Annotated in this window: 18 protein-coding genes; 9 read left to right on the top strand and 9 right to left on the bottom strand. The window is 63.2% G+C overall.

All coding sequences use genetic code 11. The annotated features are described in order from the left end of the window. Positions 1–78: 78 nt before the first annotated feature. Complete coding sequence (locus A3E1_RS0102515; RefSeq protein ID WP_020519178.1) at positions 79–936, bottom strand: alpha/beta fold hydrolase; 858 nt, start codon at positions 934–936, stop codon at positions 79–81. Between the two features lie 92 nt (positions 937–1028). Between A3E1_RS0102515 and A3E1_RS44325 the strand changes: the two genes are divergently transcribed. Further along, positions 1029–1505, top strand: a complete 477-nt coding sequence (locus A3E1_RS44325) for a DUF5994 family protein (RefSeq protein WP_157631267.1) — start codon at positions 1029–1031, stop codon at positions 1503–1505. Here A3E1_RS44325 and A3E1_RS0102525 read toward each other — a convergent pair. The 4 genes from A3E1_RS0102525 to A3E1_RS0102540 form a co-directional block, all read right to left on the bottom strand. After that, the gene (locus tag A3E1_RS0102525) at positions 1497–2321 is read right to left on the bottom strand and encodes a transglutaminase-like domain-containing protein (protein WP_157631268.1); all 825 of its coding nucleotides are present in this window, start codon (positions 2319–2321) and stop codon (positions 1497–1499) included. The genes A3E1_RS44325 and A3E1_RS0102525 overlap by 9 nt on opposite strands. Positions 2322–2339: 18 nt before the next feature. After that, a complete protein-coding gene (locus A3E1_RS44330; RefSeq protein ID WP_020519181.1) occupies positions 2340–2738 on the bottom strand; it encodes a sigma-70 family RNA polymerase sigma factor in 399 nt (132 codons plus the stop codon). 160 nt (positions 2739–2898) lie between these two features. Next, positions 2899–3621 (bottom strand): sigma-70 family RNA polymerase sigma factor, encoded by a 723-nt coding sequence (locus A3E1_RS0102535; RefSeq protein ID WP_020519182.1) that lies wholly within the window; start codon positions 3619–3621, stop codon positions 2899–2901. A 103-nt stretch (positions 3622–3724) separates the two neighbouring features. After that, entirely contained in the window at positions 3725–4960 is a 1236-nt protein-coding gene (locus A3E1_RS0102540) for an AI-2E family transporter (RefSeq protein ID WP_020519183.1), read from the bottom strand. A gap of 108 nt (positions 4961–5068) precedes the next feature. On the opposite strand from A3E1_RS0102540, the gene A3E1_RS38545 reads away from it, so the two are divergent. From A3E1_RS38545 to A3E1_RS0102560, 4 genes are all read left to right on the top strand, one after another. After that, positions 5069–5938: a YihY/virulence factor BrkB family protein gene (locus A3E1_RS38545; RefSeq protein WP_245571062.1), complete on the top strand. Its 870-nt coding sequence runs from the start codon at positions 5069–5071 to the stop codon at positions 5936–5938. A gap of 121 nt (positions 5939–6059) precedes the next feature. Further along, a complete protein-coding gene (locus A3E1_RS0102550; protein ID WP_020519185.1) occupies positions 6060–6965 on the top strand; it encodes an acyl-CoA desaturase in 906 nt (301 codons plus the stop codon). A gap of 46 nt (positions 6966–7011) precedes the next feature. After that, positions 7012–7725, top strand: coding sequence for a CPBP family intramembrane glutamic endopeptidase (locus A3E1_RS0102555; RefSeq protein ID WP_040390450.1), 714 nt, complete (start codon positions 7012–7014; stop codon positions 7723–7725). 89 nt (positions 7726–7814) lie between these two features. Next, positions 7815–8159 (top strand): hypothetical protein, encoded by a 345-nt coding sequence (locus A3E1_RS0102560; RefSeq protein WP_020519187.1) that lies wholly within the window; start codon positions 7815–7817, stop codon positions 8157–8159. Between the two features lie 51 nt (positions 8160–8210). Here the strand turns inward: A3E1_RS0102560 and A3E1_RS0102565 are convergent, their stop codons facing one another. From A3E1_RS0102565 to A3E1_RS0102575, 3 genes are all read right to left on the bottom strand, one after another. Further along, complete coding sequence (locus A3E1_RS0102565; RefSeq protein WP_157631269.1) at positions 8211–8660, bottom strand: hypothetical protein; 450 nt, start codon at positions 8658–8660, stop codon at positions 8211–8213. A gap of 115 nt (positions 8661–8775) precedes the next feature. Next, a complete protein-coding gene (locus tag A3E1_RS38550; protein WP_020519189.1) occupies positions 8776–9024 on the bottom strand; it encodes a hypothetical protein in 249 nt (82 codons plus the stop codon). A 91-nt stretch (positions 9025–9115) separates the two neighbouring features. Further along, positions 9116–9943: a methyltransferase domain-containing protein gene (locus A3E1_RS0102575; RefSeq protein WP_040390322.1), complete on the bottom strand. Its 828-nt coding sequence runs from the start codon at positions 9941–9943 to the stop codon at positions 9116–9118. 118 nt (positions 9944–10061) lie between these two features. Here A3E1_RS0102575 and A3E1_RS0102580 point away from each other — a divergent pair, with 118 nt between their 5' ends. The 3 genes from A3E1_RS0102580 (at position 10062) to A3E1_RS0102595 (ending at position 13397) form a co-directional block, all read left to right on the top strand. Then, on the top strand, positions 10062–10403 hold the full coding sequence (locus A3E1_RS0102580) for a VOC family protein (RefSeq protein ID WP_020519191.1): 342 nt from the start codon (positions 10062–10064) through the stop codon (positions 10401–10403). A 440-nt stretch (positions 10404–10843) separates the two neighbouring features. Then, on the top strand, positions 10844–12553 hold the full coding sequence (locus A3E1_RS0102590) for an MFS transporter (RefSeq protein WP_020519193.1): 1710 nt from the start codon (positions 10844–10846) through the stop codon (positions 12551–12553). A gap of 40 nt (positions 12554–12593) precedes the next feature. Then, entirely contained in the window at positions 12594–13397 is an 804-nt protein-coding gene (locus A3E1_RS0102595) for an SDR family oxidoreductase (RefSeq protein ID WP_020519194.1), read from the top strand. A gap of 47 nt (positions 13398–13444) precedes the next feature. Here A3E1_RS0102595 and A3E1_RS0102600 read toward each other — a convergent pair whose 3' ends face one another. Next, positions 13445–13867 carry a VOC family protein gene (locus tag A3E1_RS0102600; RefSeq protein ID WP_020519195.1) on the bottom strand — a complete coding sequence of 141 codons (423 nt, stop codon included), beginning with the start codon at positions 13865–13867 and terminating at the stop codon, positions 13445–13447. A 137-nt stretch (positions 13868–14004) separates the two neighbouring features. Between A3E1_RS0102600 and A3E1_RS0102605 the strand changes: the two genes are divergently transcribed. Then, the gene (locus tag A3E1_RS0102605) at positions 14005–14532 is read left to right on the top strand and encodes a DUF4188 domain-containing protein (RefSeq protein WP_020519196.1); all 528 of its coding nucleotides are present in this window, start codon (positions 14005–14007) and stop codon (positions 14530–14532) included. Positions 14533–14663: the final 131 nt, after the last annotated feature.

Genomic DNA, 14663 nt, shown 5'->3' on the forward strand with positions numbered 1-14663 from the left:
CTGAACTACCTTCGCAAGGACGCGCCAGAAGCGAACGGTCGCTTACGTCAGTAGTCCACAGTTATTTTTGTAACGCTCCTACAAAACGTCCCGCAGGACCATAGCGAAAGCGTCCGGGTCGCCCTTCATGAACGGGTCTTCGCCGATGAAGCCGCGATGATGGCTCGGGAAGATCACGGGCTCGCTGCCGAGGCGCCTGGCCACGGCCAGCCCGGCACGGTAAGCCATCTGACCTTCGGATTCGGCTCCGACACCGATGACGACGCGAGTCTTCACCTGGCGAAGAGCAGCGAAGTCGGGCTCGTAATGCGTGCAGGAAATGAGATTCTGCGCGAACAGGGGATCGTCGCGGCTGCCGTCGTCTTCAGCCGGCGTTCCCAGCTCGGCCGGGTCAGCTGGCGGACCGTCACCGAAATCTGACGGGAACTCGCCGCGATGATCAGCCAGGGCGATGAATCCGGCCATGCCGTAGCCGAATCCCTTGTCTTCGTACAGGTCACGCAGCCGCTTTAGGGCAGCTAACGCGTTGTCCCGGTCCGGCAGCGCCTGAGCGGCAGGCGGCTCGTGTGCGACGAGCACCCGCACCAGCTCAGGATGCTGGGCGAGCAGGGCAAGCCCATTGACCGCGCCGCCGCTGCTGGCGAAAACGTCGGCGGGCCCGCCGAGGTGGCGGATCAAGCGGGAAAGATCATCGGCATGCTGATCGGGTGTTGACTCGCTGCCCGGGTCATCCTTCGTGCTGCGCGCGGTTCCGCGCGGGTCGTAGGTGACGACGGTGCGATCGGTGAACCGTGCCGCGAGGTCAGTGAACCCACTGGCATCCATCGGGGAACCGATCATGAGCAGCGCCGGAGCTGAACTGCCCGGCACGGCCCGAACGTCGTAGGTCAGGACCGCACCTGGCACTTTCAGCGTTTGTGTCTGAATCTCGATCATTTGCGATTCCTCCTTCCCCCGCTTCGTACCCGGGAATCCGGTTCGCATGCCTGCTGGTTTCAATGCCAGGTTCATCGGGTATATCGATAAGAGTGAGATCATCTGATGGTAGTGCGCTGCGGCTATTGCTGGCTGAAAAGCACGTCAGCCGCGCGGTCTTAGATGGCGGCTGGTGGCCCCGGACATGGGACCCGGAGGCCGAGCTGCCAGGCCTGATCGTGGCGCTGTCGGCCCGGTACGGGCCGGTTCGCCAAATGCAGCTGAGCGGAAACGTTTGGCAGGGCCGCATCCGGCGTCTAGCGGCCGGCGGGCTTGTTGTGCGGCTGGGCTGGTTCAACAGCATGGACCCCGCACTCCTGGTAGCCCTTACTGAGCGCGGCGATCAGGTTGACCTCCTGGTAGTGCCGCCATCCACACCACAACCCGTGGCCGAGGAGGCGATGAAGACCGCCGCCAGCTCCGGCAATCTCGTCCGTGCCCCGCAAATCTTGTCCGCCAAAACGATTGCCTCGCGGGAGAAGGCTGTGTGGGACAACGAAGGTGGCAGCACCACCGTCGCGTCACGATGACGTTTGTGGCGGGTCCTCTAGAGCGTGCACCGACATCGATTCCAGCACCGGTGCGCCGAAGGTAGTGACCATGGCTACGTCTGCGGCGTCTCGTCCACGCCCGATGACGACGCGGCCCTTGCGGCGGCGATTATTGCGTGGATCGAACGTCCACCACCGGTCGCCAAGCCACACTTCTATCCACGCGGCGAAATCCATCGGCGCACCGTCTGGCGGAACCTCGATATCGGGCAGATAGCCGAACACGTACCGGGCCGGAATGTTCAAGGCCCGGCAAAACGAGATCGCAAGGTGGGCGTAGTCGCGGCAAACACCAAACCGGGAGATGTTCACTTCGGACGCTGTCGTCCACGGATTGCTGCTGCCGTAACTGAACGTCAGGTGCGAGTGGACGTAATCGCAGATCGCCCGCACGCGACTGGATCCGGCAGGCGTGGCACCGAATCGGGACCAGGCTTCACTTCCGAGGACGTCAGGCAGGCAGAACCGGCTGGGCAAGGTGTAGAGGAGAACATCGTCGGGAAGGTCGTCCGGTGACTGCTGCGATGCCTGCTCGCTAAATTCCTCGGTGGCATCGGGCACCCGCATTTGCGCCTCATATCGCAGCAAGCTTCTGCCAGCGGGCAGTGCGAGTCGTGTGCACGCGTTGCCGTAGAGATCCGTGTAGCGGCGAACGGGCAGCTGCTGCGGCTGAATCGTCCATTGCTGGCGTATCAGCGAGACGGGCGCCGCATCGCGCGGTTCGACTTGAAAGATGGCAGGCGTGATCGCCTGCGCTAGGTAGACGAATTCGCATCCCACTCTTACTTGCCGCACAGGCCCTCCTAGGTCGCGTCACGACGCGTCAAGCAACGCCGCTAGTTCGAAACGTGCCCATTCATCGTGGTCTTCAAGCAGGCCGGTCCAAAACGCTGCTTGGCCAGGCACGGTGAGCTCGCCGATCAGATGCAGCGCATAATGGCGTTCGCTGCCACGGCGGTGCGCGATGGCGGTGATCCACGTTGGAATGTCGGGGGTTTCGGCGCCGCAGCGGGCGTCGAACGCGCACATCCACCACACCTCGCAGAACGTGGCACGAACCACGTGCATGGATTGGTGCGGATCGGGCACATGACCCTGCGCGGCGGCGAGAGCCGTTGGCGCGCAAGCGGTGTAGAGATGCTGGAACGCACCGTGATCACCGGTGCCGACCCGGACGGCCAGCTGTTCCAAGGTTTGTTTGGTATCAAGCATTGTGGGTCCCCTTTTCAGTACACCTGTCGATTCCAGGCGCACCACCGGGGTCCCGGGTGGCACACTTACCCTTAGCTCAACGCGCGGGCCGGTGAAGACGTCGCGGCGTCGAGGCCGCGGGGACCAGAACCTTGACAATGTGCCGCGATGGGCGACCTCGTCAGAGTGGCGGCTGAGGCCGCGCGAGCATGCCGGTGCGTAGCAAGCCGATGCAGCGGGTAATCAAACGGGAGACGTGCATTTGCGAGATGCCGAGTTCCTCAGCGATCTCACGCTGGCACAGGCCACGGCCGAAGCGCAGGCGCAGAATGTGTTGTTCGCGGGTGGGCAGCAGCGCCAGGTGCTGGCCGAGCACGTGCCTGTCAGCGACTGATTCCATCCGCGCGTCCAGCCCGCCGAGGCGCTGGCCGAGCTCGGTGTCTTCATCATCGGCCGTGGGCGCGTTGAGTGATCGGGTGCTGTAGGCCAGCCGGCTGTTGACGCCGTCGCGAGTGTCCTGTTCGGACAGTTGCAAGTGGACGGCCAGCTCAGCGATGCTCGGGGCGTGGCCAAGCGTTTGGGTCAGGCCCGGCACGGCACGGCTGGTTTGCATCTGCAGCTCCTGCAAACGACGGGTCAGATGCAGGCTCCAGCCGTTGTCGCGGAAGTGTTTCTTCAGCCCGCCCACGATGCACGGATAGGCGTACTGGGCGAAGGCCACGCCACGCGATGGGTCAAATCTGGATGCGGCTTTGACAAGTTCGAGCATGGCGACTTGAGTCAGATCGTCGAGTTCTTGCCCACGCCCCGCGTAGCCACGCGCGATCCGGGCAGCCATCGTCATGTGTGTGGAGACGAGAACGGCGCTTTGGCCTAGGGCATGTGTGGTGCTGGTCGGACCCATGATCTTCTCCCTCAATGGAGGGACACAGCCTTGTGGTGCCGCCAGGGTCCAGAGCAGCGTTCCGTGTCTTTCTGCAGACTACGCTCTTTGACGCCACGCGGCGTTACGGGTTTGGCTCGGCGCTGATGATCACAGAATCCGGCGGCGGCGGTGGCGGGCGCTTGCTCACATGCCGGATCGCGGTGTTGAGCATCGCGACAATGGGCACCGCGATCAGCGCCCCGACGATTCCAGCCAAGACGATTCCGGCGGCGATCGCGATGATGACGGCCAGCGGGTGGATGGACACGGCCCGGCCCATGATCAGCGGTTGCAAGATGTGCGATTCAACTTGCTGGACGACGATGACCGCCGCGAGGACGAGCAGAGCGGTGAAGGGACCTTCGTCGACGAGAGCCACGAGGACGGCGACGGCCCCGGACAGGGTCGCCCCGACGATGGGGATGAAAGCGCCGAGGAAAACCAGCGCGGCTAGTGGCAAAGCGAACTCCACCCGCAAGATGGCCAGAGCGATACCGATGCCGACGGCATCGATGAATGCGACGAGCACGGTGGCGCGCACATAGGCGACGAGGGTCAGCCATGCCGCCCGCCCGGCATCCCCGGCCTGGCGCTGGGTCCGCCGCGGCAGAGCCCGGGTGACGAATCGCCATAGGCGATCTCCGTCGCGCAGAAAGAAGAAGGTGACGAACAAGATGAGCAGACCCGAGGCGATCGCTTGCACGCCAGCGGTTGCCGTGGCGAAGGCGCCGCTCGTCAAGGATTGGCGGTTGGTTTGCAGCCAGAGGCCGGCCGCGTCGATCGCTTCATCGAGTTGCTGGGTGGAAAGGCCCAAGGGCCCATCGCGTAACCATTGCTGGATCTGGCCGACTCCGGTGGTCGCCTTTTCGGCCAATGCTGGTCCACCTTGGACGAACTGTGTGATCACGAGCGTCAGGGTGCCCGCGACCACGACAAGCCCGCCGGCGAGCACGATCGCTGTCGCTAGCGAACCAGGCATCCGCGCCCGGGTGCGTAAGAACCCGACCGCCGGAGCCAGCAACGCAGACAGCAGCAGCGCGATGGCCAAGGGGATCAAGACCGCTGACAGGTGGCTGACCAGCCATAGCAGGACGTATCCGCCTGCGGCGAGCACCAGGAGGCGCCATGTCCAGGCGACGGTGACCCGCAGCCCGTAGGGGACCTGGATGTCGGCGTCACGCCCGGGCTCATCGGAGGACTCCGCATCGACAGCGGTGTCCTCAGCGTCCTCAGCCGCCTGTCGAGCCGCTCGAATCCTCGCGCGGGCGGCCTGTGCCGCACGGCGAAGCCGGCTGCGCTCTGTGTCTGACTCGGCCACCAGATCTCCTTCGCGAGTCCCGTTGCCACTGCCTTACCCGGATACCGCGGTTTCGTACCAGCCTTGGCGGGGAAGTGTCGAAATGCCGCTGGCGGGTACTCCTGGCAGGTGAGCGAATTACGGCGGCGGCTATCTGAGGGCGTGGCACGTCTGCGCCGCAAAGCCGGCTGGCTAGATCACGTGGCGCGCGCCGCGATGCGGTATGACCGTGCTGACGGTGGCCGGCTAGCCGCCGCGGTGACCTACTACGCCTTCTTCGCCGTGTTTTCCCTTGCTCTGCTTGGCTTCGCGGCCCTGGGATCCATTGTGGACAATCCTGGATTGCTTGCGGCGATGCAGGAACGGCTGCCGCGGGTAGTACCCCGTCTTGATCTCGCGGAGTTGCGTGAGGCCCGGGGCGTGGCCTGGATCGCGGGTCTGGTCGTGTTGCCGGTCTCTGGCATGTTCTGGGTCGACTCGCTGCGCTCGGCTATCCGGGCGATCTGGGGCGTGCCGCAGTATCCGGGCAAGTTCTTTACCCGGCAGCTGACCGACTTGCTGGTGCTCGTTGGGCTTGGCCTGCTTTTGATCGTGGCGCTGGGAATCGAGGCCGGGACTCAGTACCTGGTTGGCCTCTTAGGCAATGCGGCGACAAGTGCTGGGGGTGCTTTGCCCGCGGTGGCGGCGTTCACCATGGGGCTTGCGGTTAACACGGTGTTGTCGATGGCTGTGCTAACGGGACTGCCACGGCTGCGGATGCCATTGCGCCGGGTGGCCGGGCCGGCGCTGCTGATCGCCGCCGGGGTCCAGGGGCTCACGAGCATCGGGCGCGTCTACGTCAACGCGATCGCCGTCCAGCCGGTCTATCAGGCCGTCGCGGCGGCGGTCGGCTTGCTGATTTTCCTTAATCTGCTCAACCAGCTGATCCTTTTCGCCAGTGCGCTAACCGCCACCGCCCAGGCGGAGGAGCCACTGAACGCCGGGCCCCAGCTACCATAGACACAGCTTCGCCATGTTTGCACCGCCCTAGACCCTGGCGGTCGTCCGCGTTTTCGTGCGCACGGATGAAGGGTCTTTTCTTATGGTTCTTGTTGGCCCGCAAAGGCACGCACCGTCTGCCGTGGGCAAGCCATTGTTGGAACAACCGCCGCCACGGTGGGCTCTGGGGGTCTTGACCGCCGGTGTCGCCTTGCCTTTGCTCGCGCTCATAGCCGCCGTGCCGGTGGCGTGGGGATGGGGACTGTCCTTTCTGGACCTATTCCTGGCGCTGGCGTTCTATCTTGTCTCCGGATTCGGTGTCACCGTTGGGTTTCACCGCTACTTCACCCACGGCGCGTTCAAAGCGAAACGCTGGTTGCGCATTACCCTCGCCACGGCTGGATCGCTGGCGATCGAAGGCGCGCCCATCATCTGGGTGGCCGATCACCGCCGCCATCACGCCTACGCCGACCGGGAAGGCGATCCACATTCGCCTTGGCGCTATGGGGCCACCGTCAGCGGCATAGCCAAAGGGCTCCTGTTCGCACACATGGGCTGGATGTTCAGGCGGGAATCGTCCAACCGCGACCGGTTCGCCCCCGACCTGCTAGCTGATCCTGACATCAAGCTTGTCGACCGTCTCTTCGGGCCTATCGCGCTGTTCTCAGCGTTCGCCCCGCCGCTCATTGGCGGTTTGGTGACGTGGTCCTGGCAGGGCGCGCTGACCGCGTTCTTCTGGGCCAGTCTCGTGCGCATCGGTTTGCTGCATCACATCACGTGGTCCATCAATTCGGTCTGTCACGTGTATGGGCAGCGGCCGTTCGCCACCCACGGCGCTGACCGTGCCGCCAACTTCTGGCCACTCGCGGTCATTTCGTTTGGGGAGAACTGGCACAACTCCCATCACGCCGACCCGACCTGTGCCCGCCACGGCGTCCTGCCCGGGCAACTTGACCCTTCCGCCCGCGTTATCTGGGCGCTGGAAAAGGCTGGCTGGGCAAGTGATGTGCGCTGGCCTATGCCGCGAAGACCGCATGCCAAACCTTGACTCCACCCGGCTGCCCCGCAGTAACGCACGCTTTTACGCTTATGGCATGGACTCGGTGTCAGCGTCGGCGCGTATTCGCATCGCCTTAGCGGGCTGCGTCGCGTTGCTAGCGGCTACCGCGGTCCTGGCGGGAACCGTGGTGTCCGCTTGGGCCTACCCGCTGATCAACACGGCCGTGGCGGCAACGCTGATCGTGATCGCTGTCAAAGCGGGCGTGACGCGGGAGGCGATCGGGCTCATCGTTGGCAGGCGAACGATTCTCGCGGCGCTTATTGGCCTGGGCTGTGTAGCCGCCGTGCTGACCGTTGGCTGGGTGCTGCCGCCGATCCGGGAGGTGTTCACGGCGAGCCCGGCCGCGAGCATTTCCTCAGGTGGTCTGCTGTGGGCGGTGCTCATCCGCGTTCCCTTCGGCACGGTGCTACTCGAAGAGGTGGCCTTCCGCGGCGTGCTGCCGGCGCTACTTGGCTTTAACGGCAAGCAGTGGCGGTGGGGGCCAATGCTGGGTGCGAGTGCCTTATTCGGGCTGTTCCACATCTTCCCGGCGCTACAGCAGGGCAAGTGTGATGACCTGGCGGTTCACAGCCTCTTCTGTGGCGCGGGACCTGTCTTCGCCCCCATCGCCGTCATGACCGTCGCCATGGGACTGGGCCTGCTGCTGTGCCTCGTGCGCCACATCGGTGGCGGCTTGCTCGCACCCTTCGCCGTGCACACGGCCGCCAACTCAGCTGGATACATCTTGGCCTGGGCGTCGCCTGTCTAACCTTGCCTTGTTACGCCAAGGGCGACGCTGGGTACCCCTTAGGCACAAGCGTCATTACCGCCCGCACCGCGGGCTGGAAGCAGCGACACATGGTAATTCTTGGACTCTTGCTGTTCCTCGCCATGGTGGGCATATCGCTCGCCTTAATCTGGGCCAACGACAGCATCTTCACCGCACCAGCAGCCGCCGTCGAACTGCTTGGCGATTCGATAGAGGTCACCATGGGACAGGTCTTCCTGGCCGGTTTCGTGGTCGGCGCGCTGGCGCTACTCGGCCTGGTCATGCTGCTTAGTGGGCTCGGCCGCAACGCACGGCGCCGCTCGACGGCACGTCATCAACTGCGCGATCATCGCCAGGAAATCCAGGACCTGCAACGAAAGCACGTCGCCAACGACGATGCCGCCGACAGCGAAGGGATCACCACCCGGCGATAACGTCGGCATTGCCAAAGGCGCCGCCCCGCCTGGCGGCGCCTTTGGCAATGTCTATGGCAGACAGTAGAAGACGGGGAACATCGGGTCGCGGCGCTGGTAGACCCGTTGGCCCTGGGTGCCGGTCACGTAACCGTTGGCGTTAGCGCACTGGCCGGGACCAATGTAGACCTTCAGTGGTCCCGCGTAGTACCACCGCGGTGCCTCATCTTTGAGGCCGTTGAGGGAAACGCCGGTGTCGCTGGCGAGACCAACGAGGTGGTACTTAATGGTCACCGCGCAAAACCAGCCGGTGTTGTAGTAGCGCAGCAGGAAGACCGCCCCGACACGGTTTTCCCCGCCTGATCCGTCAGCTTCAACGGCTTCGGCGGTGTCGACAACGGTATAGCCCGCACCGCAAACGGCGTTGGGACTGTAGGGGTTTGGCTGATAGGCCTGTGCGGCTGATGGCGTGAGGACAATGGCGGCAAGGCATACCGCCGCTAGCCCGATCTTCTTGAACATGACACCACCGTGCCCGTGGTGCCGGCCGGGGCAGATGTGCCCAGCCACCACAAAGTGGCGCCAAATGCCGCTGTGGCACCACGTCTGCGTACCCCCGCCTGGGCTTTCGCCTCTCCTATGGCGACATGTGACCTTCTGCACCAGGGTTGGTCAGCCGGATGCTTTCGCGCAAGGCGGCCTGCTGGCGCAGTGGGAGGCTGCTGCCATCGGTGGTCGTCATCGTCCATGGGATCTGGCAGTCGCCTTCATGATCCGCGTCCGGGCAGATCGTGGCGACGAGCCGTTCTGTGAGCCGGTCAACTTCGTCTTCGGTGGCGAGCACCGCTATCTTGATCGTCCACAATGGCCGGTCATCGGTCGTCATCGCGATAGCGTCCCACAATGTTCGCGCACAGTCGTGGTAACCAGGGGCGAGCGGCACCTGCCACCCGCCCCTGCGGTGTGTTCAAGCTGTCTCAGGCGGGCCTGACGCCCGACATGAGCAGGTAGCCGAGGTTGTCTCGTTGCATGGCGCTCATCGTCGGGAAGTCCCTTGCCAGCGCGTCGGCCATTTCCTCGCCGTAAGCCGCGGCGATCGCCGCACGCTTTTGCGGGTAGGTATCCAGCACTTTGGTCAGGGTGAGGCCAACTTCGCCACTGAGATCCTGCACCTTGACTTCGGCGAATCCCGCCTCGCTGAGCAGTTTCGGGTAGTCAGTGTGGGAGACGATCGACGTCATCAGGAAGGCGGCGAACAAACCCTCGCGTTGCGCGTCATCGAGTTTGACCCGCTCGCTGACATCGGAGACTACGATCCGGCCACCCGGGCGCAGCACCCTGAGCATCTCGCGCATCGCGGCCACCCGGTCTGAGGTGTGCGACAGGATCTCGATCGCCCACACGGCGTCAAATGACGCGTCCTCATAGGGTAGGTGCATCGCGTCTTCAACAGCGAAGGTCACCTTGTCGCCCAGTCCTGCTTCACTGGCGAGCTTGTTGGCGTCCTCGATCTGCTGGGTGCTCAGGTTGACACCGACCGCGGTGACGCCAGTCTGCTGGGCCGCGAGCACGGCGGGCCGGCCATTGCCGCAACCAACATCCAGCAGACGCTGACCGGGCTTCAGGGAAGTGGCATCGATGATGGCCTGGGTCAGCCGATCCTGCGCGTCGCTGATGGACGTGTCATCGCCGGGCGCCCACATTCCCATGTGGTTGCTTTTCCCGAAAAGGATAGAGAAAAACGGGCCCATATAGTCGTAGTAGCCCGCAATCTCCTCATTAGAACGCGGAACAGCGCTACTCACAGGTCCTCCTATCGACGAGTGTCTAAGACACTCGTAAACACTAGACCTACACCCTTGCTTACACCAGTGCGGCTACAGTACGCCGGAGAGTACAAAACACGGCAAAGAAGGAGGAGCTATGTCTGGCGTGCCAACCTTTATGGAACTAGGCGTTCCCGACGCCGAGAAGGCCAGGGACTTCTACAGCGCGGTTTTCCCGGCGTGGAATTGGGGACCTAAGCCCAACGGTTTCCGGGTCCACACCGACACGGTCACCGCCGGCATCCACGGCGGCGACGATACCCGCGAGCTGGTTGTCTACTTGTCTGTCGATAACATCGACGAGGCGGTGAAGCGCATCCGTGACGCGGGCGGCGAAGCTGACGCCATCATGGACGGTGGCCCGCAATACGGCAGGTTCGCCGAATGCAAGGACAACCAAGGGGTCTCCTTCGGCGTGCACGAGCCACCTGCCAGCTAAACAACATTCCACCGAGTCAGGGCGCGGCAGCGGGTTGCCGCGCCCTGACTCGTTCCATGCTGTTGTGCGCCTGTTGGTACGCATGCGGTCACATAGATAGCGATGACGCCGTCGATGTCCGCAGTAATCCGCAATTCCCGCAATGGATTGCTGCCCCCACATCGTGTCCAATTAGGAATTAGATACCTACCTCATAGCTGACGAGACTGGTGTTTTCTTCTATCCCCGAGTGTTGAGAACCCTGTCCACATAGATGAAGACAACAGGAAGAAAACCGACTGTAGTTTGCCGCATGACCGCCCGTGACGCAGATTCCCGCCGCGCGAAGGCACCAGCCGGGCTGTCGCCATGACGGCGGAGTGGCGCTCAGGCCCGGATGCACTGGTTCGGCGGTCAGCCACCGGTTCTTTGTGGTTCATCATCTTTGAGGAGCACAACGAGTGAGCACACAGACAAGCAAGGAGCCCGTCGCGGCGCCCGACGCCGCTGCGCAGCCGCAAAACCCCGTCCCGGACGCGTTCGTCCCGGCGGCGACGGGCCGCCGCCGCACGCTGGCGTTGCTGGTAGTCCTATTAGGACTGCTCGTCGACCTGCTGGACATCACCGTCGTCAACGTCGCCCTGCCGAGAATCCAAGAGGGCATCGGTATCGATGCGGCCGCCATTCAGTGGGTGATCGCGGGGTACACCCTGTCCTTCGCCCTCATGCTGATCACCTCGGCGCGACTCGGTGATCTCTTTGGCCGCAAGCGAATCTTCGTCATCGGGATGGCCGGCTTCACCATCGCTTCGATGGCTTGTGGGTTTTCCCAAACACCGGGCCAGCTGGTTGCCGCCCGGATCGTCCAGGGCGCGTTCGGCGCGCTGATGGTGCCGCAGGTCCTGTCAACCATTCAGGTCATGTACGCGCCACACGAGCGGGGCCGTGCCTTCGCGATCCTCAGTGGAGTGTTCGGCATCGGCACCGTCGGCGGACCGCTCCTCGGCGCGGTCCTAACGGAGGCTGACTTCGCCGGGCTCAGCTGGAGATCGATCTTCCTGGTCAATGTCCCCGTTGGAATCTTGGCCATCATCACCGCGCTGATCGTGGTGCCGGAATCAAAGCCAGCGAACGCGAAAAGGCTTGATGTTCCTGGCGTCATCATCCTCACGGCGGCGCTGTTCCTGCTGGTCTACCCACTGGTGCAGGGCCGTGAACTGGGCTGGCCGTGGTGGACCTTCGTCAGCATGGCAGCCTCACTGCTCGTCCTGGCGTTGTTCGTGGTGCACCAGCGCGGCCGCAAAGACTCACCCTTGGTGCCGATGACGCTGTTCCGCTTCCGCTCCTTCGATGGTGGGCTGCTGGTGTCCATCTTCTTCATGGGCGGCGTCATGCCGTTCTTCCTGCTGAACACGCTCTATCTGCAAGTGGGCCAAGGCTTCCCGATCCTCAAGGCCGGCCTGACCGGCATCATGTGGGGGATAGCTGTCCCGCTATTCGGCGCGGTGTCCTCACGCGTCATCCACCCCAAACTCGGCCGCGCCGGGCTGCAATTGGGGTTGCTGCTCATGATGGCCGGAATGTTCATTCTTATGTGGACTATCTCCACTGTGGACACCGTGACGCCCTGGCATATGGCGCCCGGTCTGTTCATTGGCGGCATGGGCATGGGCATGAGTTTCCCGCCGATCGTCAGTTTCACCTTGCACGATGTGCCGGTGAACGACGCCGGTCCCGCGTCGGGTGTCTACAACACGGTTCAGCAGGTTGGCGCGGTGCTCGGTATCGCCGCCGGCGGGGTGCTGTTCTTTAGCATCCTGGGCACGCAGGCGGCAGGCGCCGTGGACAAGGTCATTCCGGGTCTGCGCTCGGATCTGGCCGCTACGGCGTTGCCAGCACAGGAGATTGACCGCACCGTCAGCCGGTTCCGCACCTGCTTTATCGACCGTATGGGCTCGGCCGACCCCTATCGTGACGTTCCTTCGTGCCGCACCACCGAGACGGCAGGCCAGCCAACCGAGGCTGCGCAGAAGACGGCCACGATCGTCGCGGGGCACACCGCTCAGGCAATAAAGCTCGACTACCAGCGAAGCATGGTGCTCGCGCTCTGGTACATGGTCATCATGTTCGGCTTGGGTATCGGAGCAACGATGCTCCTGCCGAAGAAGTAGTCATCTGTCGGCCAAATCGTGTTTCTGAGAGGAGTGCCAGATGAGTGACCTGTTCTCCCTAGCTGGAAAGACGGCGCTGGTAACGGGTGCGACCCACGGCATCGGGGCGATGATCGCTCGCGGGTTCATCGAGGCGGGAGTCCGTGTCTACATAACGGCACGCAACAAGGCCGAATGCGACGCCATGGTCGCCGAGCTGTCGCCAGTAGGCGAATGTGTGGCGATCCCGGCCGACCTGAGCCGTGAGGAGGAATGCGTCCGCCTCGCCCGCGAGATCAAGGAACGAGAGGACAGGCTGGACATCCTCGTCAACAACGCGGGCACGGGATGGTCAGCACCGCTTGAGCAGTTCCCCGCCGAGGGGTGGGACAAGGTGCTTGACCTCAACCTCAAGGCTCCGTTCTACCTCACCAGGGAACTGGCTAGCTTGCTCAAGCAAAGCGGCACACCCGAGGACCCGGCACGCATCGTCAACATCGGCTCGGTGGACGCACTGCGAGTCGCCGAGTTTCCCACCTATTCGGCTTCGACGAGCAAGGCCGCGGTGCACCATCTGACGCGCATTCTGGCCGCTGATTTCGCCCCGAGCGTGACGGTGAACGCCATCGCTCCGGGTAGTTTCCCGTCGCGCATGATGGCAGAGGTTCTGGAAGGGTTCAGGCCTGTGATCGAGGCGGTGACCCCGCTCAAACGCATCGGCCGCGCGGCCGATGTCGTTGGCACGACGGTCTTCCTGTGCAGTGCGGCAGGTTCTTATCTAACCGGCACGGTCATTCCGGTCGACGGTGGTCTGTCGACCTGCCGGCTCGGATTCGTTCCGCCACAATTTCTGAAAGCCGCGTAGTGGGTAAGCGCGGCGGGTGCTCACGCACGCGCCGCGCTGACCACAGCCTAACTCCGGCCGGGGTTGTAGGTGCCGAAGCTCCAGATGTGGCCTTCCACATCCTGGCACGTGTATTCCCGCGAACCCCAAGGCATGTCCTGCAACGGCATCAGCACCTTGGCTCCGGCACTGACCGCCTGATCGTGATGTTTGTCCACGTTCTTGGCACCGTCGATCCGTACGAACACACCCTGGTGGCTATGGGGCAAGCTACGCGGGCTACCCATAGGCAACACCCCGTTCCCGTTAGCACCAGTAAGAAGAATGATGCCCGTACCGATCTTCAGTTCCGCGTGGACGATCTCGCCTTGCGGCCCTGTGGTCAGGGCGATCTCTTCGACACCGAATGCCTTCTTGAGCCACTCAAGAGCCGCATTGGGGTCATCGTAGGTTAGATACGGCATGACCGAATTGCTCAGCGTCTCAGCCACTTTGAACCTTCCTTTAGGACACCTTGGCATGACGATCCTATGAAAGAAACGAGTGTCTACCAACGACACCGAATACAACCTTGCATCTGTGTCAGATACGCGTCTACTCTGATCACACACTCCAATTAGGAGGCTCAATGGGCAGCGGTAGCGGCAATCCGTTGTTGACAGCGCGGATGACAGCCGAACTCGAAGGCGACTTCGCCATCTTCATGACCGGCATGCGAATCAACAAGTTCTGGAAGGTTCACCGCTGGTGGCCGACATTCAAACTGATGATGCCAATCCTGGTAAAGGTTCGCGAGCAGCCTGACCTTGGCCTGCTTGACCTGCACGCATGGGTGTCACCGCGTGGCCCCATTATGATCACCTATTGGCGCAGTGTCGAGCATCTTGAGGCTTTCGCCAACAACCCCGACCTACCGCACCTCGGAGCCTGGCGCAGCTTTGTCAAAAAGGTAGGCGCGACAGGTGACGTGGCGGTCTGGCACGAGACCTACGTCATCCGGGCCGGCGAATATGAAGCTGTCTACACCAATCTTCCTTTCGCCTTCGGGCTAGCGTCGGCGGGCAAGCATCTGCCGGTCGAGGAGAAGGGGCACACGGCAGTTCGCCGTCGCCAGGCCAACGCCAAACAGGCGGCGGAGAACCAAAGCGCCGCATAACCAAACCCGGCCCCATTTCCATCGCGTGCAACCGTGTCGGTTGCACGCGATTTGCCTTATGGCGAAGGGAAAAGGGGAGTGCGCCGAATCTCCCGCCGGTGGCCGTGAGACGATGAGTAATTGCGACTTTT

This window comes from Catelliglobosispora koreensis DSM 44566 (assembly GCF_000379685.1).
Classification (GTDB): Bacteria; Actinomycetota; Actinomycetes; order Mycobacteriales; family Micromonosporaceae; genus Catelliglobosispora; species Catelliglobosispora koreensis.